Here is a 24,045-nt window from a genome sequence, read left to right on the forward strand (position 1 = left end):
GGCATCCCGTTCCTGTCCGGGCCCTTCCGGGCACTGGCCGTAAACGTTTCCGGCTGCTGTCGCACCCGACAGACTGACGCTGACATGACATATCGTCAAGACTGTGACCGTGCTGCGAACCCATGAGGACCCCTCGTCCGCACCCCCGCCCGGAACCGGCCCCGCGATCACCCTCCGCGAGCTCGCCCGGCGCAGCGGGGTGTCCACCGCGACCGTCTCGCGCGCGCTCAACGGCCGGGCCGAGGTCAGCCAGGCCACCCGCGAGCGCATCCGGCGGCTGGCCGGCGAACTGGGCTACGCACCCAACGAACCCGCCCGCACCCTGGTGCGGCGCCGTTCCGACACCATCGGCCTGCTGTGGGACACCGGGCACGAGTCGCGCGGCCTCCACCACCCCTTCCTGCAGGGCCTGCTGAGCTCGGTGCGCACCGCCCTGTCCGACGCGGGCTACCACCTCATGCTGCTCACCACGGCCGGGCCCGAGGACCCGCAGACGACGTACGTCCAGGCCGTGCGCCGGCACAGCCTGGAAGGCGTGATCGCGATGGGCCGGCCCGCCGACGACCGCGCCCTGCGCGCCCTCGCGGCCTCGGGCATCCCCTGCGCCGGTCTCGACGTCGCCCTGGACGGCCCGCGCACGGTCGGCGTCGCCTCCGACAACCCCGGCGGGGCGGAGGCGGCCGTCGCCCACCTGCACTCCCTCGGGCACCACCGGATCGCCACCGTCACCGGCCCGCCGGAACTCACCCCCGCCGCCGAGCGGCTGGCCGGTTTCCGCGCCGCCTGCGCACGCCTCAAGCTGGCGGTGCCGGAGGAGTACGTCGTCACGGGGGACTTCTTCCTGGACAGCGGCCGCGAGGCGGTCCGGCGGCTGCTCGCCCTGCCCGAGCCGCCGACGGCCCTGTTCGCCGCGGGCGACATGATGGCGATCGGCGCCCTGCACGCCGTCGCCGACGCGGGGCTGTCCGTCCCCGGGGACCTGGCGGTCGTCGGCTTCGACGACATCGACGCGGCCACCCTCGTGCGCCCCGCGCTCACCACGGTCGCCCAGGACCACCGCGCCCTCGGCACCGCGGCCGTCGCGGCCCTGTGCGAGCTGCTCGACCCGCAGGCCGTCCGCCCGCTCCCGCCGCGCGTACTGCCGACGCGGCTGGTCGTCCGCGGGACCTGCGGGGGCCGGCGGACGCCGGCCGCGGGCCCGGGCTCCCGACCGGACGTCACTCATAGGTGGACAGTGCGGCATTGATCCGTTGTGCCCGGGTACGGTACCGCTTGCCCCGACCAGGCCGGGCCGGGCCGACGGACCGACAGGGGAGCCCCGCCCATGCAGATCGCCCGCACCGCCGCCGCCCTCGCGCTCGCCTTCCTCGCCGCCGCCACCGCGACGGCCTGCGGTCCCGCCGACGGCGGCACCAACGGCGACGGCCGGCCCCCCGCGAGCGCTCCGGCCACGGCCGGACCGGCCGACCTGCCCTCGTTCGCCGGCATGGGCCTGCAGGCCGCCCAGGACAAGGCCCAGACGCTGGGCTTCTACCGCCTCGACTCGCACGACGCGCTGGGCCGCGGCCGCGAGCAGATCTGGGACCGCGACTGGAAGGTGTGCTTCCAGCGCCCGGCCCCGGGGAGCCGGACCACCACCGTCTCCGTCGAGTTCGGCGCCGTGAAGCTCGAGGAGTCCTGCCCCGCCCGGGACGCTCCCCCGCCCGCCTCGGCGGGCGCCACGATGCCCGACCTCACCGGCACGTCCCTGAAGGTGGCCCGCACGACGCTCACCGCCTCGACCGGCATCACGGCGGAGGACGCCTCCGGGCAGGACCGCTTCATCCTCATGGAGAGCAACTGGAAGGTGTGCTCGCAGTCGCCCGCCGCCGGCACCGGGCTCACGGGGCAGCCGGTGGTCTTCAAAGCCGTCAAGTTCGGCGAGGCCTGCCCGTGACCCGCAGGCACGGCACGGGACGCGCCGCCGGCCCGGGACGCGTGCGTCCCGGGCCGGCGGCGTCGAGCGGGTCAGTCCTCGTCGGCGAGGATCAGGTAGAGCTTCTTGCGGGCCTCGTTGACCACGGTCAGCGCCTTGTCACGCTGCTCGGGCGTACCGGTCGCCCAGACCTGCCGGAAGGCGTCGACCAGGCCGGCGCCCGCCTTGCGGATCTCGTTCATGGCCTCCCAGTCGATGCCGCGCCCGGCCTCCTCCCAGGGGGCGTCGGGCCCCGCCTCGGCCTCGGTGCGGCCGGCCTCGGTGAGCGTGAAGAGCTTCTTGCCGCCCTCCGACGCACTGCTGATCAGGCCCTCGTCCTCCAGCAGTTGCAGCGTCGGGTAGACCGAGCCGGGGCTCGGCTTCCACGCGCCGCCGCTGCGCTCGGCGATCTCCTGGATCATCTCGTAGCCGTGCATGGGCCGGTCGGCCAGCAGCGCCAGGATCGAGGCGCGCACGTCGCCGCGCCGCGCCCGGCCCCGCGGGCCTCCCCTGCCGCCCCGCCCGCCGTGCCACGGCCCGGGCCCCCAGGGCCCGCCGCCGAAGGGCGGCCCGAACGGGCCGAACGCCGCGCGCCGCCCCTCCTCCTCGTGGTCGCCGCGGCCGTGATGGCCGGGCCCAAAGTGTCCATGTCCATGGGAACGCATGGTGACGCTCCTTCCATCATCGTACGGTCGCGATACCTCAACGATATATCGGTAGCAGTCGCAAGGCAAGGCCCTCCCACCTGCGGCTGTCGTCCCGCCCCATGAGATCCGGCCCCGGACCGGCAGCGGGCGGGAGGCGCTGACGGAAGATCTCGCACGCCGGACGGCAGATCCGGAAAGTCCGCGCGAATCCCCTTGCGCAATGGTCAAGAATCGTTGACCATTGCTCGCATGCCTACCGACGATCTACCCGAGACGTTCCACGTCACCACTGACGAGCAGTTGCGCGCCGTCTCCAATCTCACGCGTCACCGGATCATGGCCGTGCTCCGCTTCGAGCCCGCGACGATCACGCAGATCGCCGAGCGCGTGGGCCTGGCGAAGGGGAGTTCCAGCTACCACGTACGGCTGCTGGAGCGGGCCGGCCTGGTGAAGGTGGTGCGGACGCGGAAGGTCCGGGGGGTCACCGAGCGGTACTACGCGATGGCCGCGCGGTCGATCGAGCTGCCGGATCCGGGCGAGGGAGGGCCGGACGTGCTGATGCGGCACGCGGTGGCGGACCTGGAGGCAGCGCCGGCGGATGCCGAGCGGCATGTGCGGATGGCGCACCTGCGGCTCACCGAGGAGCAGTTCGCGGAGCTGGGGGCGCGGCTGCAGGCACTGGCGGACGAGTACCGGGAGCTGTCCGATCCGTCGCTGCCGGATGCGTCACTCATCTTCGCACTGTTCCACCCGGCGTCGCGCGAGCAGGCCGAGGGGGACGCCAAGTGATGTCGGACATCGGGAAGTTGCCGACCGGGTTCGGACGGCTGTGGACCGCACAGACGGTGTCCTCGCTCGGTGACGGGGTCACGCATGCCGCACTGCCGCTGCTCGCGTTGACGTTGACGCGGGATCCGATGGCGCTCGCCGTCGTCACGGCCGCCGGAACCTTACCGTGGCTGCTCTTCGGGGTGCTCGGCGGTGCGCTGGTGGACCGCTGGGACCGCCGGCGCACGATGTGGGTCACGGACGCGGCGCGTGCGGTGCTGCTCGCGATACCGGCGGCAGCGGCCGCGCTCGACGGCTTGAGCATTCCGCTGCTCGCGGCCGTCGCCTTCCTCCTCGGCCTCGGCGGGCTCTTCTTCGACACTGCCGCCACGGCCTACCTGCCGGATCTGCTCGGCCGCGACCCCGCGTCCCTGGAGCGCGCCAACTCCCGCCTGCGCGGCACCCAGACCGCCGCGTCCGGTTTCGCCGGGCCACCCGCGGGCAGTGCCCTGCTCGCGCTCGGGCGGGCGGTCCCGCTGCTCGCCGACGCGGTCTCGTTCGCGCTCTCCGCGCTGCTCGTACGGTCACTGCCCGCCGCACCCCGGCCCGCACCGCAGGCCCGTGAGTCGCTGCTGCGGCAGGCACGGGCCGGCGCCTCGTACGTATTCCGGGATCAGCTGCTGCTCGGGCTGGCGCTGCGTCCGGCGGTCGGGAACATCGCCTTCCTCGCCGTGGAGACCGTACTCGCCCTCTTCGCGCACGAACGCCTCGGCATCGGCACCTACGGCTTCGGCCTGCTCCTGACAGCGGAGGCCACCGGCGGTCTGCTCGGCGCAGGCATCGCCTCCTTCCTCGGCCGTCGACTCGGCACCGGCGCCGCCCTGACCTGCACGGCCGCAGTGGAGGGACTCGCCATCGCGGGCCTTGCCGCCGCCCCGAACCCGTACGTCGCCGGCCTCGCGCTCGCCGTCTGCGGAGCGGGCATGGGCGCCACGATGGTGCTCGGCCCCTCCCTCCGACAGGCGATCGTCCCCGCCCACCTGATGGGCCGGGTCGCCTCCACCTCCCGCATGCTCGCCATGTGCGCCGCCCCGTTCGGCGCCTTCCTCGGCGGCTGGCTGGCCACCACCTACGACGTACGCACCCCGCTCTACACCGCCGCCGGCCTCCTCCTCACCATGACCGCCATCACCGCGACCATGACCGGCAACCGCCGGGTCGAGGCGGCGCTGCGTGCCGCCGCCCCGGCCGGTGATCCAGCTCACCCGGAGGCCCGGGACCCCGCTCAGGAGCCTGCCGTTGAGGGCTCCGCGAGGTCGTGAGCCAGCCAGTGCGGAGCCCAGCCCGGCGTACCCCGCCTCGGCAGCGGGCCGGGGGGAAGTTGAGGTGCCCTGGGGACTCACCGCGGCTGCGGTCAAAGTGCGGTGAGTTACGGGGCCGGAAGCCAAGGTCGCCGTGAGCGGACTGCGGTAGGACCCGAATGCCGGGGCGGGTGTCACGTGCACAGACGGATCAGCCATACTGCCCGCCGTGGAGCAGAGCAAAGGTTCGAACATCCCGCTCGTACAGGCCGCCGGCATCGATCCGGCACACGTCCCCGGCATCCTGGGGCCGGAACCGGTTGGAGACGGCAGAACCGAGGCCGCGGCCTCCGAGACCGACAGTGCGTCCGACGCCGTGGCTGACGTGACGACAAACGCAGGGCCGTCGCCCGCCGCGGCCGCGGAGGGGTCCACCGCCGACACCGATGACGACGACCCAGTTGACGACGACCCAGTTGACGACGAGGCAGTTGACGACGAAGTCACCGAAGGCTCCGGTGAGGGCCCGGTGTTCGAGGCGGCGGACCGCAGGGGGGCGATCCGGGTGGACCGGGACGGCCTCACCTTCCGGCTGGACGACACCGAGGCCGAGTTCGGTTGGAAGGAGATCGGCGCGGTCGAGGTCGACGTCCCCAAGTGGGGGCATCGCTTCGGCGTCACGGTCTACCTGTCCCCGCGCCGCTGGTTCGAGACGTGGGTCGATGCGCCCAGCCGACACCGGCTGCGCGCGTGGAGCGATGAGTTCGACGCCGTCCTCGACGTCTACTTCGAAGCCGACACCGAGAAGCACGACTCCGTGGAGAACTAGGCGTTGGTTCCAGCCGCCGGTTGGGGCAGGGAGTTCCCGCGGACCGAGCCGGAAGCCCTCCGGCGGCTGTGGCGCGAGCGCGCCTCGTCGACGGCAGGCTGACCAAGGGCCGCAACGACGGAGGCGAGGAGCACCGCTCCTCGCCACTGTCAACCTATAGCGCACGGGGGGCCTTGCGGCAAGGCCCCCGTCGTGCCGCAGAATCACCGCCCTGAGTCGGAACCTGCGGGGATGGGTGTGGTGATGATCGACGTCATCGTCGTCGGCGGCGGGCCGACCGGCCTGATGCTCGCCGCCGAGCTGCGGCTGCAAGGTGTGCACGCGCTCGTGCTGGAGAAGGAGGCCGAGCCGGGCGTGCAGACCCGCTCGCGCGGGCTGCACGTGCGCAGCGTGGAGGTGATGGACCAGCGCGGTCTGCTGGAGCGGTTCCTCGCGCACGGCGAGAAGTTCACGGTCGGCGGGTTCTTCGGCGGCCTCGGGAAGCGGTGGCCCGACGGGCTGGACACCGCCCACTCGTACGTCCTCGCCATCCCGCAGCCGGTCACCGAGCGCCTGCTGGCCGAGCACGCCGGCGAGCTCGGCGTGGAGATCCGGCGCGGCTGCGAACTGGCCGGGCTGAGCCAGGACGGCGACGGGGTGACCGCCGAGCTTGCCGACGGGACGCGGTTGCGCTCGCGCTACCTCGTCGGCTGCGACGGAGGGCGCAGCACCGTGCGCAAGCTGCTGGGCGTCGGCTTCCCCGGCGAGCCCTCCCGGGTCGAGACGCTGCTGGGCGAGATGGAGGTGGCCGCGCCCCCGGAGACGGTGGCCGCCGTGGTGGCCGAGGTCCGCAGGACGCAGGGGCGGTTCGGCGTCATCCCCGAGCCCAGCGGGCGGCACTGTCTCATCGTGCCCGCGGACGGGGTGGCCGAGGACCGTGCGGCGCCGACCTTCGAGGAGTTCAAGGAGCGGCTGCGGGCGGTCGCCGGCACCGACTTCGGCGTGCACTCGCCGCGCTGGCTCTCCCGCTTCGGCGACGCCACCCGGCAGGCGGAGCGCTACCGGGTGGGCCGGGTGCTGCTCGCCGGCGACGCGGCGCACGTCCACCCGCCGACCGGCGGGCAGGGGCTGAACCTCGGCATCCAGGACGCGTTCAACCTCGGCTGGAAGCTCGCCGCCGCGGTGAACGGCTGGGCGCCGGAGGCGCTGCTGGACAGCTACCACGCCGAACGGCACCCGGTGGCCGCCGCCGTGCTGGACAACACCCGCGCGCAGATGCACCTGCTGTCCACCGAGCCGGGTCCGCAGGCCGTGCGCCGGCTGCTGGCGGAGCTGATGGACTTCGAGGAGGTGAACCGGCACCTGATCGAGAAGATCACCGCGATCGGGATCCGGTACGACTTCGGCGAGGGCCACGACCTGCTCGGCCGGCGGCTGCGGGACGTGGAGCTGAAGCGGGGGCGGCTGTACGGCCTGACGCACGGCGGCCGCGGCCTGCTGCTGGACCGGACGGGCGGGCTGTCGGTGGCCGGTTGGGAGGACCGGGTCGACCACGTCGTCGACGTCGCCGAGGAACTGGACGTCCCCGCGGTGCTGCTGCGCCCGGACGGCCACGTCGCCTGGGCCGGCGAAGACCAGCGGGCGCTGCTCGGCGTCCTCCCGCGGTGGTTCGGCGCCGCCGCCCGCTGACCACCCGCGCCCCCGGCGCAGCCGCCGGCCGTTCACCGCACCGCCCGCCGCACCGCCGACCACCAGGGGGTATCACGTTCCGTCGAAGCGGAGTTGCCGAAGGTGACGGCCCGGCCGAGTGGCGTCCGCGGCCTCCGGGGCCGAGACTGCGAGTACGACACACACATCCGATGCCGGACACAGGGCCCACCCACCGCTTCCGGATCGCTCGCTCGGACGCATGCCGGGGCGGTGTCGCCCCGGTGCTCAGCTCGACCGCACGTGGTCCGCACCTCTCATGGAGCCGCCATGGCGGACATCCCGGTCGACGTCCTGACCCCCGATCCCGACGAGTCCTCCGCCACCGACCGCGAACGGATCCTCGCCGAGGTGCTGGCGCCGGTCGTGCAGGCCGAGCACGTCCCGCTCGACGGCAACTTCTTCACCGACCTCGGCGCGGACTCCATGGTGATGGCCCGCTTCTGCGCGCGGCTCAGGAAGCGCCAGGACATGCCGTCCGTCTCGATCAAGGACGTCTACCGCCATCCGACCGTCAGGAGCCTGGCGGCGGCCCTCGCGCAAGCCCCGCCCCCGGCTGCCGTGCCGGCCGCCGCCTCCCCGGTGGCGGCGCCGTACGGACCGGGCACGCCGGGGAGCCCGTCCGGTACGCCGCGTTACGTGCTGTGCGCGACGCTGCAACTGCTGTTCTTCCTCGCCTACTCCTATGCCGCGGCCCTCGTCTTCGCGGGCGGCGTGGAGTGGATCGCGGACGGTTCCGGGCTGCTCGGCACCTACCTGCGGGCGGTCGTGTTCGGGGCCGTCGTCTTCCTCGGGGTGTGCGTGCTGCCCATCGTGGCCAAGTGGGTGCTCGTCGGCCGGTGGCGCCCGCGGGAGATCCGCCTCTGGAGCCTGGCGTACGTCCGCTTCTGGTGCGCCAAGACGCTCATCCGGTCGAACCCGCTGGCGCTGTTCGCCGGGTCCCCGGTCTACTCCCTGTACCTGCGGGCGCTCGGCGCGAGGATCGGACGCCGCGTCACGATCCTCACCCGTCACGTACCGGTCTGCACCGACCTGCTCACCGTCGGCGACGGCACGGTGATCCGCAAGGACGTCTTCCTCAACTGCTACCGGGCGCAGTCCGGGGTGATCCGCACCGGGACGGTCACCCTCGGCAGGGACGTGCTGATCGGCGAGGCGACGGTGCTCGACATCGGGACCGCCATGGGCGACGGCACCCGGCTCGGGCACGCCTCCTCGCTGCACACCGGTCAGTCCGTGCCCGACGGCGAACGCTGGCACGGCTCCCCGGCCCAGCCGGCCGAGGTGGACCACCGCCGCGCCGCCGACCCCGTCCGCTGCCGTCCCGTCCGCTGCGGCACCGTCCGCAGGGCCGCCTACGGGGCGACCCAGGTGCTGACGGCCCTGATCGTGTACGTCCCCCTGGCCGTCGGCGGCGCCGTCCTGGTGGTCGCCGCGGTCCCGCAGTTCGAGGCGCTGCTGCAACCCGGGCCGACGGCGCTGACGAGCTGGGCGTTCTACGTCGATGCCCTGGCCGCGTCCGCGATCTTCTTCTTCGGCGCCGTCGTCGTCGGGGCCCTGCTGTCCGTGAGCGTCCCGCGCGTGCTGGGCCTCCTCGTCCGGCCGGACACGGACTACCCCTTGTTCGGCTTCCGCTACGGGGTGCACCGGGCCGTCGGCTTCCTGACCAACCGGCGCTTCCACAAGGTGCTGTTCGGCGACAGCTCGGCGATCGTCCCCTACCTGAGCCGCCTCGGCTACGACCTGGGCGACGCCGAGCAGACCGGCTCCAACTTCGGCCTCACGGTGCGGCAGGACACCCCCGGTCTGACCAGCGTCGGCAGGGGGACGATGATCGCCGACGGACTGTCGGTCATCAACACCGACTACACCGGCACGTCCTTCCGGACGTCACGGGTGACGATCGGCCCGCACAACTTCCTGGGCAACCACATCGCCTTCCCCGCCCACGGCAGGACCGGTGACAACTGCCTCCTGGCCACGAAGGTGATGGTCCCGCTCGACGGGGAGGTCCGCGAAGGCGTGGGGCTGCTCGGCTCGCCCAGCTTCGAGATCCCCCGGTCCGTGCTGCGGGACAGCAGGTTCGACCACCTCAAGGACGGCGCGACCTTCCGGCGCCGCCTGGCGGCGAAGAACAAGCACAACGCCGCCACCATGGCCCTGCACCTGATGTCGCGGTGGCTGTTCTTCTTCTCGGTCGCGCTGGTGGTGTCGGTCGCCGCGGACCTGTACGGCACGCTCGGCCCTGCGGTGATCGCGCTCGCCAACGTCCTCACGGTGCTGTTCGCCGTCGCCGACATGATGCTGACCGAGCGCGCCACCGCGGGCCCGGGCGGTCTGCGGCCGCTGTACTGCTCGATCTACGAACGTCCCTTCTGGCGGCACGAGCGCTACTGGAAGATCACCAACCCGACCGAGGCGATCGCGGTCCTCAACGGCACGCCCTTCAAGACCGTCGTCTGGCGGCTGCTCGGCGTCCGGATCGGCAGCAGGGTCTTCGACGACGGCTGCTACGTGCCGGAACGGTCCCTCGTGGCCATCGGCGACGAATGCGTCCTCAACGAGGGCACCCGGATCCAGTGCCACTCGCAGGAGGACGGCACCTTCAAGTCGGACCGCACCACGCTGGGCAGCCGTTGCACCGTCGGCGTGGGCGCCCTCGTCCACTACGGCGTCACGATGGGCGACGGGGCGGTCCTCGCGCCCGACTCCTTCCTGATGAAGGGCGAGGAGGTCCCGGAGCGGGCCCACTGGGGCGGCAACCCGGCCCGGGAGATGCGCGGCGCCGTGGCCGGCGCTCCCGGCTGAAGGCGCCCCGCGGGAGCGCTAGGCCGTGTCGTCAAAGGAGCGCCGGCCGCCCGGAGGGCGGGCCCAGCGGCGTCTGGTGCGGTGCATCGCAAGGCGGAGAGTCGTCCTCGTAGTGGGCTACTCGGACGATTCGACAACGCAGCGAAATGCCGTGCCAGGCGCCGCTGGGCAGGCGGGACTTTGACGACACGGCCTAGCGCCCCCGCTCGTCCCCGCAGTCCTGTAGTTTCCACAGGGTCGTCACCACGGGCGCCCCGCGCCCCGTCCCATCGGAGGGAACCGGCACGATGTTCGGCCTCAGCGAGCTCGCCCTGCTGCTCATCGTGGTCATCGTCCTGATCGGCATCAGGAAGCTCCCCGGCCTCGTGCGCTCCGCCGGGAAGGCCACCCGCATCCTCAAGAGCGAGGCCGCGGCCATGAAGGCGGACGACGACCCGTCCGCCGACGGACCCGCCCCGCGCGTCATCCGGGCGGCCCCCGGGGACGTGACCCGCAGGACCGACGAGGTGGACGGCACCGGGCGCTGAGCCTGCGCCGGCCGTCGAACGCGCGGTCGCGGACCCGTGCTTGACGGCCGTGCGAACATCGCCTTGTACGGACCGCCGGGTGAGGGCAGGGGGAGCCGTGACGGGGTTCGAGATCGCGCTGGTCATCCTCGCGGGCGGTTATGTCACCGGAGGTGCCTACGACCGGCTGAGGAAGGCCGCGACCGAACGGCGCAAGGCCCGTCAGCAGGAGCTGAACGGGCCGCAGCCGGTGTGCGGTTGCGGGCACCACCTCGCCTACCACGACGCGCGCGAGGGCCTGTGCTACGCCTCCGTCCCGGCACCGTCCGGCCGCAAGGACGAGGCCGGCGACAAGGACGAGGCCGAGGACCGGCGGTGTCCGCGCCGGCGGTACGCCGGCCCGGAACCGCTGGCGACCCTGTACGCGCCGGAGATCGCCGCGCCGCCCGCGGAACGTCCCCGGCCCGACGCCGCCGGGTAGCGGCTCAGGCCGCCTCCTCGACCGCCGTGGCCGGTCCGACGAGCTCCTCGAGGACGTCCTCCATCGTGACGTAGCCGAGCAGCGTGCCGTCGTCCCCGGTGACCGCGGCGAGGTGGGTGCCCGCGGCCCGCAGGGCGGTGAGCGTGTCGTCCAGCGGGGTGGTGGGGCGGAGCCGGATGACGGGGTGGAAGGCGCTCGGGGGGAAGGGACGGTCGCGCTCTGCGGCGCCGAGGGTGTCCTTGATGTGGAGGTACCCCAGGACGCCGCCGTCGGCGCCGGTGACCGGCAGACGGGAGTAGCCGGACGCGGCGGCGGTCCGCTCCAGCTCGTCCGGGGTGACCCGCTCGCCGACGGTGACCATGCGGCCGGCCGGTACGAGGATCTCGCCCACCGGGCGGCTGCCGAGTTCCAGGGCGTCGCGCAGGCGCTCGCCGCCCGTGACGTCGAGCAGGCCGGCGGCGCTGGAGTCCTGGACCAGGCGGGCCAGTTCGTCGTCGGTGAAGACGGCCGCGACCTCGTTCTTCGGCTCGACGCGCAGCAGCCGCAGCAGGGCGTTGGCGAAGGCGTTGATGCCGAAGACCACCGGGCGCAGCGCGCGGGTGACGTTCACCAGCGGCGGGCCGAGCAGCAGCGCGGCCCGCTCGGGTGCGGCGAGCGCGATGTTCTTGGGCACCATCTCGCCGACCAGCATGTGCAGGTAGGTGGCCGCGGTCAGGGCGATCACGAACGAGATCGGGTGCACCAGCGCGTGCGGGACGTGCGCGGCCTCGAAGCCCGGCTCCAGCAGGTGCGCGATGGCGGGCTCCGCGACCGCGCCCAGCACCAGCGAGGAGACGGTGATGCCCAGCTGCGCGGTGGCCAGCAGGGCGGACAGGTGTTCCAGACCCCACAGCACGGTGCGGGCGCGCTTGTCGCCCCCTTGCGCGCGCGGCTCGATCTGGCTGCGCCGTACGGAGATCAGGGCGAATTCGCCGCCCACGAAGAAGGCGTTCGTCAGCAGCGTGAGGGCGCCGACGGCGAGCTGCAGGGCGGTCATCGGACGTCCTCCGGGATGCGTGCGACGCGGACCCGCTCGGCGACGTGGTGGTCGACGCTGAGCACGGTGAAGCGCCAGCCGTCGACCTCGGCGGCGTCGCCCCGGGCGGGGATCCTGCCGAGGGTGGCGGCCAGCAGCCCGGCGACGGTCTCGTACGGGCCCTCGGAGGCGGTCAGGCCGATGCCGGCGAGCTGGTCCATGCGGACGTTGCCGTCGGCCTCCCAGGACCCGTCGCCGACGGGGGCGAGGTCGGGCCGCTGCTGGGGGTCGTGCTCGTCGCGCACGTCGCCGACGACCTCCTCCACGACGTCCTCGACGGTGACGACACCGGCCGTGCCGCCGTACTCGTCGATGACGACGGCCATGGTGCGGCGGCTGCGCATCCGGTCCAGCAGCCGGTTCACGGGCAGGCTGTCGGGCACGAGCAGCGGCGCGGTGGCCAGGGCGCTCACGGGTGTGGTGGCGCGTTCCGCGGCCGGGAGGGCCAGGACGTCACGGATGTGGACGGTGCCGATGACCTCGTCGAGGCCGTCCCTGTACACGGGGAAGCGGGACAGCCCGGTGGACAGCGACAGGGCGGCGGCGTCCGCGGCGCTCGCGTGGGCCTCCAGGGCCCGTACGTCCACGCGCGGGGTCATGACGTTCTCCGCGGTCAGCTCGCTCAGGTGGAGCGTGCGGACGAAGAGCTCGGCGGAGTCGGGCTCCAGGACGCCCACGGCGGCGGAGTGGCGGGCCAGGGCCCGCAGCTCGTCCGGTGTGCGGGCGGAGGCCAGTTCCTCGGCCGGTTCCAGGCCGAACCGGCGCACCAGGCGGTTCGCGGCGCCGTTGAGGTGGTTGATCAGCGGCGAGAAGGCCGCGGTGAAGCCGCGCTGCGGCCCGGCCACCACCTTGGCGACGGCCAGCGGGCTGGAGATCGCCCAGTTCTTGGGCACCAGCTCGCCGATCACCATCAGCACCACGGTCGAGACGACGACACCCAGGACGGTCGCCGTCATGGACGCGGCGCCCTCGGGCAGGCCGGCGGCCTCGATCGGGCCGCTCAGCAGCACCGCCAGGGACGGTTCGGCGAGCATGCCGATGACCAGCGAGCTCACCGTGATGCCCAGCTGCGCGCCGGACAGCTGCAGCGTCAGCCGCCGCACGGCCTTGAGGGCGTCGTCCGCGCCGCGCTCACCGGCGGCGGCGGAACGTTCCAGCTCACCGCGCTCCACCGTGGTCAGGGAGAACTCCGCCGCGACGAACACCGCACAGGCCAGGGTCAGCAGCAGGGCCAGCAGGAGGAGCAGCACTTCGGTCACCGTGTCACCCCCGTTCCCACGCCTCGGCGGGCCTGACGGGGTATGACACGGTCGGTACTCGGGGGATGGTCCATCGCGGGAACCGCGGCTCCTTCTTCGTGCTCGGTACGACGGGTTCCCCCCATGGTAAAGGAAGCGCAAAAGCCACGGTCGACGGACGGACCCCTGGTCACCGCCCACCCTTCCCCCTCACGACCGGCCGGAGACCGCTCGGCCATCAGGGCGTCTTGGGAACTTCTTTACCTGACGTGGTAGTTCTGCGGGTGGCCCGCAGGGGCCGGCGGCCGGCGGCACGGCCCGATGCACCGCGGGCCGCATCCCGCCCGTCTGCGGCCACTGCCACCGTACGACCTCATGTCGCGCACCTCCCCCGAGCGGCGCCGCCGCCGGGCCGCCGCCCCGACCATCCGTGGAGTCACCCCCCGATGTCCTGGTTCGAAGCCGCCGTCCTCGGCCTGCTGCAGGGGCTCACCGAGTTCCTGCCCGTGTCCTCCAGCGCGCACCTGCGCGTGTTCTCCGCCCTGGCCGGCTGGAAGGACCCGGGGTCCGCCTTCACGGCCGTGACGCAGCTGGGCACCGAGACGGCCGTGCTGATCTACTTCCGCCGCGACATCGTCTCGATCGTCAAGGCCTGGACGACGTCCCTCTTCGTGCCCGACCGGCGCAAGGACCCGAACGCCCGCATGGGCTGGTTCGTCATCATCGGGACGATCCCCATCGCGGTCCTCGGCGCGGTGTTCCAGCACAGCATCGAGACGTCACTGCGCGATCTGCGGATCACCGGCACCGTGCTGATCCTCTTCGGGCTGGTCCTCGCCGTGGCCGACCGCAGCCGGGCGATCCGCAACGCCAAGCCCATCACCGAGCTGACGCTCCCCCACGCCCTCGGCTACGGCTTCGCCCAGTCCCTCGCCCTCATCCCCGGCGTCTCCCGCTCCGGCGGCACCATCAGCGCGGGGCTCTTCCTCGGCTACAGCCGTGAGGCGGCGGCCCGTTACTCGTTCCTGCTGGCCATCCCCGCCGTGCTCGCCTCCGGCACCCTGGAGCTGTTCAAGATCGGCGACGGCGCCGCCCCCGCCTGGGGGCCGACGCTGCTCGCCACCGGGATCGCCTTCGTCGTGGGCTACGCGGCCATCGCCTGGTTCCTCAAGTACGTCTCCACGCACAGCTTCACGCCGTTCGTGGTCTACCGCGTGCTCCTCGGCGTACTGATCATCGGACTGGTCGCCGCCGGTGCGGTCGCACCGGGCGCGGGAGACGTGGGCTGACCCGCCAGCCCGGTCCGCGCCCCGGTTCCCGCCCCGTCTCCCGGCTCAGTCCTCGTCGTCCGAGTCGTCGTCGCCCTGGTCGTCGCCCTGGTCGTCGTGGCCGGCCGACGGCGCGCCGGCGCCGGGCGCGGGCCCGGTCCCCTGGGTCGGCGTCGCGCTCGGACCGGTGGTGGGGGTCTTCGCGGAGCTGCTCTCCGGTGAGAACAGGAGCATGCCGAGGAGCACCGCAACCGCGAAGGCCACCACCCCGGCGATGGCGCTCGCGACGCGGGGCCGGTAGCGGATGAACTCGCCGGGGCTGCGTCGCTGCGCCGGAGCCGCCCGCCGCCTCGACGCCGGCCCCGACCGCGCGGAGCGGGTCGCCGTCGGCCGCACCTGCGCCGCGGTACCGGCCTCGTGGCCCGCGACGTTCGGGGCGTCGTGCGACGGCACGGTGGCGGGCAGGGACACCGGGTGCGCGCGCCACGCGTCGGCGCGGAACCAGTCGGCCACGTCCTGGGCCGTCGGCCGGTCCTCCGGCTGCTTGGCGAGGAGCCCGAGCAGGTACCCCTCGAAGGCGGCGGGCAGGTCGGCGCCCAGCTGGGAGGGCGGCACGGGCGCGCTGTCGATGTGCTGGTAGAGCAGGGCCGTGGCGCTGTCGCCCTGGAACGGCGTACGGCCCGTCAGCAGCTGGTACAGGACGCACCCGAGGGCGTAGACGTCGGAGGCCGGCCCCGCGGTCCGGCCCAGTGCCCGTTCGGGGGCGAGGTAGAGGCTGGTGCCGACGATCTGTCCGGTCATGGTGAGCGCGGCGGCCGGATCGTCGACGAAGCGGGCGATCCCGAAGTCACCGATCTTGAGCGATCCGGCGGCGTCGAGCATCAGGTTGCCGGGCTTGATGTCGCGGTGGACGATGCCCTGCTGGTGGGCGGCCGCCAGGCCCGCGGCCGCCTGCGCGGCGACGACCGCGACGTGTTCGGCGCCGAGCACGTGCCCCGCCTCCAGCAGCTGGCCCAGGCTGTCGCCCTCGACCAGTTCCATGACGAGGAAGAACCGCCCGTCCCAGGAACCGAAGTCGAAGACCGCCACGACGTGCGGGTGACCCAGGCGCGCCGCCGTCTGCGCCTCCAGCCGGAACCGCGCGGCCGCCGAGGCGTCGGAACCGTCGCCCAGCAGGAGCTTCACGGCGACGGGACGTCCCAGCACCTCGTCGGTCGCCCGCCACACCTCGCCCATGCCACCGCGGCCGATGGGCGCGTCCAAGCGATACCGATCCGCCACCAGCACGTCGTACGACCTCGATCCCGCGAGCCAAACCAGACCCTGCTTAAGGTACTTCACCCGCGCACCCGCGGTGACCTGCGGCCGCAACGCCGGGGGACTCACGCCTCGCCGAGGAACCCCGGGTCTGCCGGGCCCGTCCGCCGGGCGAAGTCGGCTGCGAAGGCGAGGACTTGGCTCATCGGGACCGCCTGCCGGGTGGTCGCCGCGAGATCGGCGTGGGCCTCCTCGGACCACAGGAACGGGTACACCGCGATCCCCTGCGCGGGGGTGAGGGCAGCGGCCTCCTCGCGCCACCCAGGCCAGCGCAGCCCGTCGTAGAACGTCTCCAGCCGTCCCGAGAGCAGCCAGGCGACCCAACCGGAGTAGCCCGTCTCCATCGCCTCCCAGGCGAGGGTGTCGGGCGCGAAGTAGGTCATCTGGCCCGGCATTCCCGGGCGGCCGGCGGCCGCGGGAGCGTGGCCGTTGAGCGCGAAGACCCCGCCCACCGCGTCGTGGCCGACGACGAGACCGGTGCCGGGATGCCAGGCCGGGTCGAGGACCGCGGGGAAGCGGTTGACCTGCCCCAGGCTCGGCAGGCCTCCGCCGGCGGCCGGGCCGCCGCCGAACACCCGTACCCACCCGTCGTCCAGCAGCACCCCGCCGGTGTTCAGCACCAGGGCGCCCAGCGCCGACCGCGCGGTGACCTGCAACTGCAGCAGGCACCGCATCCCTTCGTCACGATCGCCGGGCAGCACCCGGGCGGCCACGGGGCCACCGGTGAGCATGGCCTCCAGCTCCGGCCACGCCGGGTTGTCCACGTCGGTCAATTCGTCGATCTGCCGCACCCGGGGATGATCGCAGCCCGATGCCCGCCCGCCGGGGGCGGGGTGGGGCGCCGGGGTGAACACGGTCCTCGCATGGCGGCGCCTGCTCGGAGGCGTCCTCCTCCTCGCCGCCGTCGTCACGGCGGTGCACGGCTTCGGCACCTCGCAGGCCGGTGGCGCGGCCGGAACGGTCGTGGTCACCGTGGTCCTGGCGGGCTCCGGTGCCCACCTCGTCCGTACCGCGGCCCCCGGCCGGCGCTGAGCCGGAACGGCGGCCCGGCTCAGCGCCGGTCGTCCCAGGCCGCGTTGTGCAGGAAGTAGGTGTCGTAGCGTTCCTGCACCTCCAGCAGGCTCTCCGGGGTGACCTCGCCCAGGGCGATGCGCTGCAAGTGGCGGAAGTACTCGAAGCGTTCGACGCCCGGGGTGATGACGATGAGCATGTCGGCGTCGCACCCGGGCGCCGCGGCGAAGGCGTGCGGGCGGCCGGGCGGGACGACGACCAGGTCGCCGGCGCCGGCGGTGACGACCTCGTCCCCGGACAGGAACCGGGCCTCGCCGTCGAGCATGTAGAACATCTCGGCCGACCGGTCGTGCCGGTGCGGGCGGGCACCGTCGGCGCCCCCGGTCAGGGTCACGCGCTGGGTGGAGAGCGCGCCTCCCGTCGCGCTGCTGTCGGCCAGCAACCGGACGGTGGTGGGGGCGCGGCCGATGACCTCGGCCTCGGTGGAGCGGACGATCACGGAGGCGTCGAAGTCGGGCACGATCAATGACATTGCGAACTCCTTGTCCGGGTGGTGACGGTCTTCGGGAACTGCCGGGTCACACGGCGAAGAGCAGGGCGGCGCTGACGAGGACGACGACCGCGGTGGCGAAGTGGATGCCGAAGGCCACCGCCTTGGTGCCTCCGTGCCGCAGGACTATCAAGGTGTCGCCAAGCGGGGCGAGCGCCACGACCAGCATGAACCAGGCCTCGGCGCGGGCACCGGCGAAGGCGAGCAGGGCCAGGCCCATCACCCCGAAGGTGGCGTCCCGCAGGCCCTTGACGGTGAGGTAGGCGGCGGCCCCGTCCCCTTCGGCGGGCACGCCGTACCCGGCGGCCGCGGGGCGGGGCTGGAGCAGGAACCGGGCTCCGATGAAGAGCACCAGGAGGTCGAGCACGACGGCCAGGGTGTACGCGGTGGTGGTCACGTCCACATCTCCTTGCTAGCAGTGCTAGGGACAAGAGCGAAGCTAGCAGAGCATCGACAGAAGGTCTAGCAGTGCTAGAATTCCTGCCATGACGATCCGGACGCGCCGGGAGCGCGAGCGAGCCGAGCGCGAGCAGCTGATCATCACGGCCGCGCGGGAACTGGCCGAGGCCGAGGGCTGGGACGCGGTCACCACGCGGCGGCTGGCGGCGGAGATCGAGTACAGCCAGCCCGTCCTGTACAGCCACTTCAAGGGCAAGGACGCGATCATGGCCGCCGTGGCGGTGCAGGGGTTCGCGGAGCTGGCCGCCGAACTGCGGGAGGCGCGCACCGCGGTGGCGGGCCCGCGGGAGACCCTCGCCGCGGTGGGCGAGGCGTACACGGCGTTCGCGCGGCGGCGGCCGGCCCTCTACGACGCGATGTTCACCCACCACGTCGGCCTGCCGTTCGCCACGCCCGAGGCCCCGGCGGCCCTGCGCGAGGCGTTCGGCGAACTGCTGCGGGCCGTGGAGCCGGTCGCGGGCGCCGGCGACGCGCCGGACCTCCTCACCGAGACCTACTGGGCGTCCCTGCACGGCCTGGTCACCCTCATGCGCAGCGGCCGGCTGCCGGAAGGGGCGCACGAGCGCCGCCTCGCCCTGCTGAACGGGCGCTTCACGAAAGGCGGTTGAAGCACGGCAGCGGCGGCGCACGCCGCACCCCCACGCCCGGCTCCGCTCAGGGGACGAGGACGGTGAGCGAGGTGGCGGTGACGGCGAACCCCAGCTGCTCGTACAGGCGGCGAGCGGGATTGCCGTCGCTCACCGCCAGGGCGATCCTCGGGAGACCGCCGGCCGCCGCGTCCGCCAGCACCCGGCGCAGCAGCCGGGAACCGAGGCCGGCGTGACGGGGATCCGGCTGCCGGAAGACCGTCGCGACCCACGGGAGGCCGTCCCGGTCCGTCACCACGACCCCCGCGACGACGTGGCCGTCCCCGTCGACGGCCAGGGTGCTGCACGGCAGGACCGGCCCGAGCACTGCGCCCGACAGCACCGGGGCCAGCTGGGCGTCGAGGGCCTCCTCGTCACTTCCCTGATGGTGGTCGGGATGGCCCGGCCCGAAGGCGGCACGCCACGCGGGGAACAGCTCGTGTGCCTCGCGGTCGCAGGGTACGGCGCGCAGTCCGTCCGGCAGGGGCGCCGGGGCCCACTCGCGCGGCGGGGGGTCGGCGACGAGGTCCCGCTCCATGGTGTGCGCGTGCCGGAGGACCCGGGCACCGTGCCGGGCGAGCTGCTCCCCGAGTTCGACGGAACCCGACACGGCCCAGCCCGGCATGCCCGCGAGCACGGCCGGTACGGGGTCCGGTCCCACCGCCTGCGCGAGGTCGGCCCAGGGCCGGCCGTCCCGGACCCCCTCGACGTACGTCAGTTCCGGCAGTCCCCCCGGGCCGCGCAGGACCAGGCGCTCCTCTTCGTGCACGGCCACTCAGTACCCGCCCACCGGCATCGGCATCGCTCTCATGCGGCCCATGCTGCGGGCCGCCCGCCGGTGCGGGCAACCGATTTGCGGCCGGGGGACGCCCCGCCGCACCGGCACACCGGCGCGGCGGACCCTCAGACCTGCGGTGCCGGGTACGTCGGGTACTCGACCTCGGACACGTGCTGCACGACACGGATGACCTGGCACGAGTAGCCGAACTCGTTGTCGTACCAGAGGTAGAGGATGGCGTTGTCGCCGTCGACCTTGGTGGCGCCGGCGTCGACGATCGAGGCGTGCCGCGAGCCGATGAAGTCGCTGGAGACGGCGTCGGGGGCGCTGATGAAGTCGATCTGGCGCTTGAGCGGCGAGGTCAGCGACACCTCGCGGAGGTGGTCGAGGACCTCCTCGCGGGTGGTCTCCCGGGCGAGCTGCAGGCTGAGGATCGCGATCGAGACGTCCGGCACCGGTACGCGGATGGAGCTGCCGGTGATCCTGGCCTTGAGGTCGGGCAGCGCCTTGGCGACGGCCGAGGCGGCACCGGTCTCGGTGATGACCATGTTGAGCGGCGCCGAACGGCCGCGGCGGTCGGAGCTGTGGTAGTTGTCCAGCAGGTTCTGGTCGTTGGTGAACGAGTGGACCGTCTCGACGTGGCCGCGCAGGACGCCGTACTCGTCCGCCATCGCCTTCAGCGGGGGCACGATCGCGTTGGTGGTGCAGGAGGCGCAGGACAGGATCCGCTCGTCCGGCTTGATCATGTCGTGGTTGACGCCGTGGACGACGTTGGGGACGTCGCCCTTGCCCGGCGCGGTCAGGACGACCTTGTCGACGCCGGGGCGCAGGTGCTGCGAAAGGCCTTCGCGGTCACGCCACTTGCCGGTGTTGTCGATGAGGATGGCGTCCTTGATGCCGTACGCGGTGTAGTCCAGCGACGTCGGGTCGTCGGCGTGGATCACCTTGATGGCGTTGCCGTTGGCGACGATCGTGCTGTTCGCCTCGTCGACGGTGATCGTGCCCTGGAACTGGCCGTGGATGGAGTCGCGGCGCAGCAGCGAGGCGCGCTTGACGAGGTCTTCGCCCGCTCGGCCGGCCCCCTTGCGGACGACGATGGCGCGCAGCCGCAGGCCGTTGCCGGAACCGGCCTTCTCGATCAGCAGCCGGGCGAGGAGGCGGCCGATGCGGCCGAAGCCGTAGAGGACGACGTCGCGCGGCTCACGGCGCTCGATCTTGTTGGCACCCGTGGCGCCCGCGACGGCCCCCGCGGTGAACTCGGCCACCGACAGCCCGCGGTCGTCGGCCCGGTACGTCGCGGCGAGCATGCCGAGGTCGATCTGGGACGGACCGAGGTCGAGCGTGGTGAGTGCGTGCAGGAACGGCAGCGTCTCGGTGACCGAGAGCTCCTCGCCGGCGATCTGCCGGACGAAGCGGTGGGCCTTGAGGATGCTGATCACCGACTTGTTCACCAAGGAGCGGCTGTGCAGCAGGACGGTCACGTCCCGCTCCCTGTGCAGCTTCCCGATGATCGGAATCATCGATTCCGCGATCTCCTCGCGGTGCTTCCAGTCGGTGAACGGGTCCTCGTTGACAGTCACAGGCTTATCTTTCGAGCTAGGCGGTGCTCATATGTTAACCACACCGCCATCTCGCTCTTGCCGCGGGTCCCACCGGGTGACGTCAGGAGACGGCGACGACCCCCACCGCCGCCGAGCCGGTCTCCGCGCGCAGGAGGACGTCGAAGAGGTACCGGTCACCGTCGCGCGGCGCCACGACCGCCCGCGCCCCGGTCGGCAGCGCCCGGGACACGGCCTCGTGCCGCTCCCCCGGCGCCGACCCGCTGACCGCCACGAGCCGCACCGAGGTGCTGCCGATGTTCTCGAACGTCACGGAACGGGTCCTGGGACAGGGGCCGTCGTGCTCACCGGTGCAGTGGAAGCGGACGTCGCCGAGGTCCACCAGCCCGCACGAGACGTCGGTGGCGAAGGCGAAGTGCGAGGAGCAGACGGCCCCCACCCGCAGGTCCTCCGCGGGGGCCTCGGCGGCCGTGCCACCGGGGCGGGGCGCATCCGCGCAGGAGACGGCGGACAGACCGAGTGCGGCGGTGGCGAGTGCTGCGGGCAGGAGTGCGGTGCGCACCTGTGGCTCCAGAAGTGGTGCAGTCGGTGAGTCCCGCTCACCGGGGTGCCGGCCCGCGCCGGACCGGCGCGGGCGAAGGACGGGGAAGGGCAGGGCAGGGGTCACGGAACAGGGGGCCCGGACGCGGGTGGGGCCCGGAAGCCGTGGCTCACGGGCCCCACCCTCAGCGCGTCGGAACGGGCGCCGGCGACCGGTTCAGCGGTCGTTGTGCGCGGGACGCTCCGTGGCGATGACGTCGCCCGCGTACACCAGGGCGACCCGGTGGTTGTACTGGATCGTGTACATCTTCTTGGCGCCGAAGACGACCTTGCCGTCACCCTTGAAGTAGTCGTCGGTCAGGGCGGGCGGCGTGGTGGCGACGTACGCCTGGCCGGACGGGATGCTGTACATGCTCAGCGGGGCCTGGGTGGAGGGGCCGTACCCGGCCGGGTACTCCGAGGCGTCCGGGTAGCTGGAGCCGTACACCTTGCCGGGCGGCGTGGCGGGCGTCACACCGGCCTTGACGATGGTGTAACCGCCGCGCGCCGGGATGGTGTTGGCGCCGTACGGGTTGTGGAACCACACCTTCGCGCCGCTGAACCAGATCGCGGTCCAGGGGCCCTCCTTGCCGGCGACGACGAACTGCTGGCCGGCCTGCACGGTGTTGCCCCAGTCGTTGATCCGGTCGGTGCCGGCGGCACCGGAGTGGATCGCCGGGTCCCCGAAGAGGGGCGCGGTGCTGCTGGGGGCGGTGCGCACGAACAGCGTGTTCGACGCCTGCGCCACCTCGGTGCACTCGGGGGTGGCACCGGTCGGGTCGTCGGACGGGCAGATCTGGGCGGTCTGCTGGTTCCGCTCGAAGCCGGGGGCGATGGTCACCACCGAGCCGATGTCACCGACCCCGTGCTTGCCCGTGACGGGCGCGCCGAGCAGGGCCATGAAGTGCTCCCAGTCCCAGGCGGTGCCCGGGTCCCAGTGCATGCCGGAGACCGACCCGGAGTTCGGGCCGGCAACGTTGTCATGGCCCACGATGTGCTGCCGGTCGAGCGGGACGCCGAAGCGCCCGGCCAGGTACTTCACCAGCTCCGCCGTGGCCTCGTACTGCGCCTCGGTGTACCAGTCGGCCCCGTGCGCGGCGAAGCCCTCGTGCTCGATGCCGATGGAGTGCATGTTGGTGGAGTAGTTGCCCGCGTGGAAGGAGATGTCCTTCGTGGGCATCATCTGCGTCACCGCGCCGTCCGACGACCGCATCACGTAGTGCGAGGCGGTCGTGCTGCCCGGGGCCTGGAAGGTGGCGATGGCGGACTCGTACGAGCCCTCGGTGTCGTGGATGACGATGGTGTCGATCCGGATCCCGTTGGCGGGCCGGCTGGACACCTGGCCGTTGGTCGACGCCGCCGGCACGAAGGTGCAGTCCACGGTGGTGGGGCATTCGACGTCGGCGGTCGCCGCGGCCTTCAGGTGCAGCTTCGCCAGCTGGGCCCTGGCGGGCTCGACCTGCGGCACGGCGGCCAGGCTGACCCGCTGGCCGTCCGTCGTGGTACGGCCGGCGCCCTTGGCCAGGGTGGCGAAGACACGGTCGGCGAACGCCTGGGCGCCCTGCCGCTGCGAGGCCTGGCTGTAACGGGCCACGGCCCCGTACCAGTCGCCGGGTTCGGCGGAGGCGGTTCCGGCCGTGGCCTTCTGGTACGACGCGAGGAGCGCCGCGCCGCCGCGGATGTTGGCCGCCGGGTCGTTCCTCAGCTCCCGCGCCGACAGGCCGGTGAGCTTCGCCGCGGCCTGGAGGGTGTGCAGGGCCGGGTCGGCGACGAAGGACGCGAGGTCGCTGCGGCCGACCGCTCCGGCGTCACCACCGGCCACCATCTCCGCCGTCACGTCGGTGAGGTGCATCGGACCGTAGCCACCGCTCGCGCTGTGCGCGCCCGCGTGCCCGTCCCACGCCGACTCCTGGTACGCCACGGCCAGCAGCACCTGCTCCGGCACGTGGTACTCGTCGGCCGCCGCGGCGAAGTCGCGCTGCCGGGCGGTGTCCGCCGGCGCGGCACCGGTCGCCTGCGCCGTCAGCGGCACGGCCACCGAGCCCGCGATCACCAGCGCGCCGAGCGCGGCCAGCAGGCCGGGCCTGCGCCGCCTGGCGTGCCGGCGTATGGATGTTTCTGATGTCATGAACGATCCCAAATCTTGAACGTATGAGGCCGATTCCCCTGGCCGGACGTCGATGTGACGCTCCATCGGCCCCTGGAAGGCTCGCGGATTCTACTCACGCCGAATCCCCGGAAAGTGAGGCACCGTCACTATCGAGCCACCGTCGCGCGGTTCGACGGCGGCGGCCCGGATCCTTCGGACGGCGAGCGGGAAGAGCGCGGGGGTCCATCAGCCGAATTCCCGGCATCCGCCGCAACTCCCGCACCCGCGAGGCGGTACCGGGAGGCGATGAAGGGCGGGGACCGCACCGGCGGTCGAACTCGGCCGGCGCATCGCAGTCGCACGACCTCCTGGTGCGTCACCGCCCCGACGGTGGAAGCTCACGAAGATCCCTCTTCTTGTCCGGACGGGCGCGCACGCGAGAGCCGCAGACCCCGGGCCAATAGCTTGCTGCGTCAAGGAGTAGATCAGGAAAGTGCTGCACCATGCAAGTAACTG

Annotated in this window: 23 protein-coding genes; 12 read left to right on the forward strand and 11 right to left on the reverse strand. The window is 73.0% G+C overall.

Annotation, left to right across the window (positions count from 1 at the left end; genetic code table 11):
* Positions 1–103: 103 nt before the first annotated feature.
* Both AC1VWI_RS09475 and AC1VWI_RS09480 read left to right on the forward strand, forming a co-directional pair.
* Positions 104–1,246 carry a LacI family DNA-binding transcriptional regulator gene (locus tag AC1VWI_RS09475; RefSeq protein ID WP_499510518.1) on the forward strand — a complete coding sequence of 381 codons (1,143 nt, stop codon included), beginning with the start codon at positions 104–106 and terminating at the stop codon, positions 1,244–1,246.
* A 78-nt stretch (positions 1,247–1,324) separates the two neighbouring features.
* Positions 1,325–1,936: a hypothetical protein gene (locus AC1VWI_RS09480; protein WP_499510519.1), complete on the forward strand. Its 612-nt coding sequence runs from the start codon at positions 1,325–1,327 to the stop codon at positions 1,934–1,936.
* A 71-nt stretch (positions 1,937–2,007) separates the two neighbouring features.
* On the opposite strand, the gene AC1VWI_RS09485 is transcribed toward AC1VWI_RS09480, so the two are convergent.
* Entirely contained in the window at positions 2,008–2,619 is a 612-nt protein-coding gene (locus AC1VWI_RS09485) for a PadR family transcriptional regulator (protein ID WP_499510520.1), read from the reverse strand.
* A gap of 231 nt (positions 2,620–2,850) precedes the next feature.
* On the opposite strand from AC1VWI_RS09485, the gene AC1VWI_RS09490 reads away from it, so the two are divergent.
* From AC1VWI_RS09490 to AC1VWI_RS09520, 7 genes are all read left to right on the forward strand, one after another.
* On the forward strand, positions 2,851–3,390 hold the full coding sequence (locus tag AC1VWI_RS09490) for an ArsR/SmtB family transcription factor (protein WP_499510521.1): 540 nt from the start codon (positions 2,851–2,853) through the stop codon (positions 3,388–3,390).
* A complete protein-coding gene (locus AC1VWI_RS09495) occupies positions 3,390–4,691 on the forward strand; it encodes an MFS transporter (protein ID WP_499510522.1) in 1,302 nt (433 codons plus the stop codon). Before AC1VWI_RS09490 ends, AC1VWI_RS09495 begins: the two co-directional genes overlap by 1 nt.
* A gap of 208 nt (positions 4,692–4,899) precedes the next feature.
* Positions 4,900–5,499 (forward strand): hypothetical protein, encoded by a 600-nt coding sequence (locus AC1VWI_RS09500; RefSeq protein ID WP_499510523.1) that lies wholly within the window; start codon positions 4,900–4,902, stop codon positions 5,497–5,499.
* A 243-nt stretch (positions 5,500–5,742) separates the two neighbouring features.
* Positions 5,743–7,167: a rifampin monooxygenase gene (gene rox, locus AC1VWI_RS09505; protein WP_499516755.1), complete on the forward strand. Its 1,425-nt coding sequence runs from the start codon at positions 5,743–5,745 to the stop codon at positions 7,165–7,167.
* A gap of 288 nt (positions 7,168–7,455) precedes the next feature.
* Positions 7,456–9,993 carry a Pls/PosA family non-ribosomal peptide synthetase gene (locus AC1VWI_RS09510; RefSeq protein ID WP_499510524.1) on the forward strand — a complete coding sequence of 846 codons (2,538 nt, stop codon included), beginning with the start codon at positions 7,456–7,458 and terminating at the stop codon, positions 9,991–9,993.
* A 287-nt stretch (positions 9,994–10,280) separates the two neighbouring features.
* Positions 10,281–10,520 carry a twin-arginine translocase TatA/TatE family subunit gene (locus AC1VWI_RS09515; protein ID WP_499510525.1) on the forward strand — a complete coding sequence of 80 codons (240 nt, stop codon included), beginning with the start codon at positions 10,281–10,283 and terminating at the stop codon, positions 10,518–10,520.
* Positions 10,521–10,617: 97 nt separating this feature from the next.
* Positions 10,618–10,980, forward strand: coding sequence for a hypothetical protein (locus tag AC1VWI_RS09520; RefSeq protein WP_499510526.1), 363 nt, complete (start codon positions 10,618–10,620; stop codon positions 10,978–10,980).
* A gap of 4 nt (positions 10,981–10,984) precedes the next feature.
* Here AC1VWI_RS09520 and AC1VWI_RS09525 read toward each other — a convergent pair whose 3' ends face one another.
* Positions 10,985–12,016 (reverse strand): hemolysin family protein, encoded by a 1,032-nt coding sequence (locus tag AC1VWI_RS09525; RefSeq protein ID WP_499510527.1) that lies wholly within the window; start codon positions 12,014–12,016, stop codon positions 10,985–10,987.
* Positions 12,013–13,314 carry a hemolysin family protein gene (locus AC1VWI_RS09530; RefSeq protein ID WP_499510528.1) on the reverse strand — a complete coding sequence of 434 codons (1,302 nt, stop codon included), beginning with the start codon at positions 13,312–13,314 and terminating at the stop codon, positions 12,013–12,015. The genes AC1VWI_RS09525 and AC1VWI_RS09530 overlap by 4 nt, the downstream gene beginning before the upstream one ends.
* A 425-nt stretch (positions 13,315–13,739) precedes the next feature.
* Between AC1VWI_RS09530 and AC1VWI_RS09535 the strand changes: the two genes are divergently transcribed.
* Entirely contained in the window at positions 13,740–14,582 is an 843-nt protein-coding gene (locus tag AC1VWI_RS09535; RefSeq protein WP_499510529.1) for an undecaprenyl-diphosphate phosphatase, read from the forward strand.
* A 45-nt stretch (positions 14,583–14,627) separates the two neighbouring features.
* Here AC1VWI_RS09535 and AC1VWI_RS09540 read toward each other — a convergent pair whose 3' ends face one another.
* Both AC1VWI_RS09540 and AC1VWI_RS09545 read right to left on the reverse strand, forming a co-directional pair.
* Positions 14,628–15,842 (reverse strand): serine/threonine-protein kinase, encoded by a 1,215-nt coding sequence (locus AC1VWI_RS09540; RefSeq protein ID WP_499510530.1) that lies wholly within the window; start codon positions 15,840–15,842, stop codon positions 14,628–14,630.
* Positions 15,843–15,943: 101 nt separating this feature from the next.
* A complete protein-coding gene (locus AC1VWI_RS09545; protein WP_499510531.1) occupies positions 15,944–16,669 on the reverse strand; it encodes a DUF2625 family protein in 726 nt (241 codons plus the stop codon).
* Between the two features lie 55 nt (positions 16,670–16,724).
* Here AC1VWI_RS09545 and AC1VWI_RS09550 point away from each other — a divergent pair, with 55 nt between their 5' ends.
* Entirely contained in the window at positions 16,725–16,910 is a 186-nt protein-coding gene (locus AC1VWI_RS09550) for a hypothetical protein (protein ID WP_499510532.1), read from the forward strand.
* A gap of 19 nt (positions 16,911–16,929) precedes the next feature.
* Here the strand turns inward: AC1VWI_RS09550 and AC1VWI_RS09555 are convergent, their stop codons facing one another.
* Positions 16,930–17,421: a cupin domain-containing protein gene (locus AC1VWI_RS09555; protein ID WP_499510533.1), complete on the reverse strand. Its 492-nt coding sequence runs from the start codon at positions 17,419–17,421 to the stop codon at positions 16,930–16,932.
* Between the two features lie 46 nt (positions 17,422–17,467).
* On the reverse strand, positions 17,468–17,836 hold the full coding sequence (locus AC1VWI_RS09560; protein ID WP_499510534.1) for a DUF4267 domain-containing protein: 369 nt from the start codon (positions 17,834–17,836) through the stop codon (positions 17,468–17,470).
* An 88-nt stretch (positions 17,837–17,924) separates the two neighbouring features.
* Here AC1VWI_RS09560 and AC1VWI_RS09565 point away from each other — a divergent pair, with 88 nt between their 5' ends.
* A complete protein-coding gene (locus tag AC1VWI_RS09565; RefSeq protein ID WP_499510535.1) occupies positions 17,925–18,506 on the forward strand; it encodes a TetR/AcrR family transcriptional regulator in 582 nt (193 codons plus the stop codon).
* A gap of 46 nt (positions 18,507–18,552) precedes the next feature.
* On the opposite strand, the gene AC1VWI_RS09570 is transcribed toward AC1VWI_RS09565, so the two are convergent.
* From AC1VWI_RS09570 to AC1VWI_RS09585, 4 genes are all read right to left on the reverse strand, one after another.
* On the reverse strand, positions 18,553–19,293 hold the full coding sequence (locus AC1VWI_RS09570) for a GNAT family N-acetyltransferase (protein WP_499510536.1): 741 nt from the start codon (positions 19,291–19,293) through the stop codon (positions 18,553–18,555).
* Positions 19,294–19,427: 134 nt separating this feature from the next.
* A complete protein-coding gene (locus tag AC1VWI_RS09575) occupies positions 19,428–20,882 on the reverse strand; it encodes a glyceraldehyde-3-phosphate dehydrogenase (protein WP_499510537.1) in 1,455 nt (484 codons plus the stop codon).
* 82 nt (positions 20,883–20,964) lie between these two features.
* Complete coding sequence (locus tag AC1VWI_RS09580; protein ID WP_499510538.1) at positions 20,965–21,423, reverse strand: hypothetical protein; 459 nt, start codon at positions 21,421–21,423, stop codon at positions 20,965–20,967.
* A 195-nt stretch (positions 21,424–21,618) separates the two neighbouring features.
* Positions 21,619–23,568 carry an N-acetylmuramoyl-L-alanine amidase gene (locus AC1VWI_RS09585; protein WP_499510539.1) on the reverse strand — a complete coding sequence of 650 codons (1,950 nt, stop codon included), beginning with the start codon at positions 23,566–23,568 and terminating at the stop codon, positions 21,619–21,621.
* Positions 23,569–24,045 lie beyond the last annotated feature (477 nt).

The organism is Streptomyces sp. TOM-9 (genome assembly GCF_056858595.1).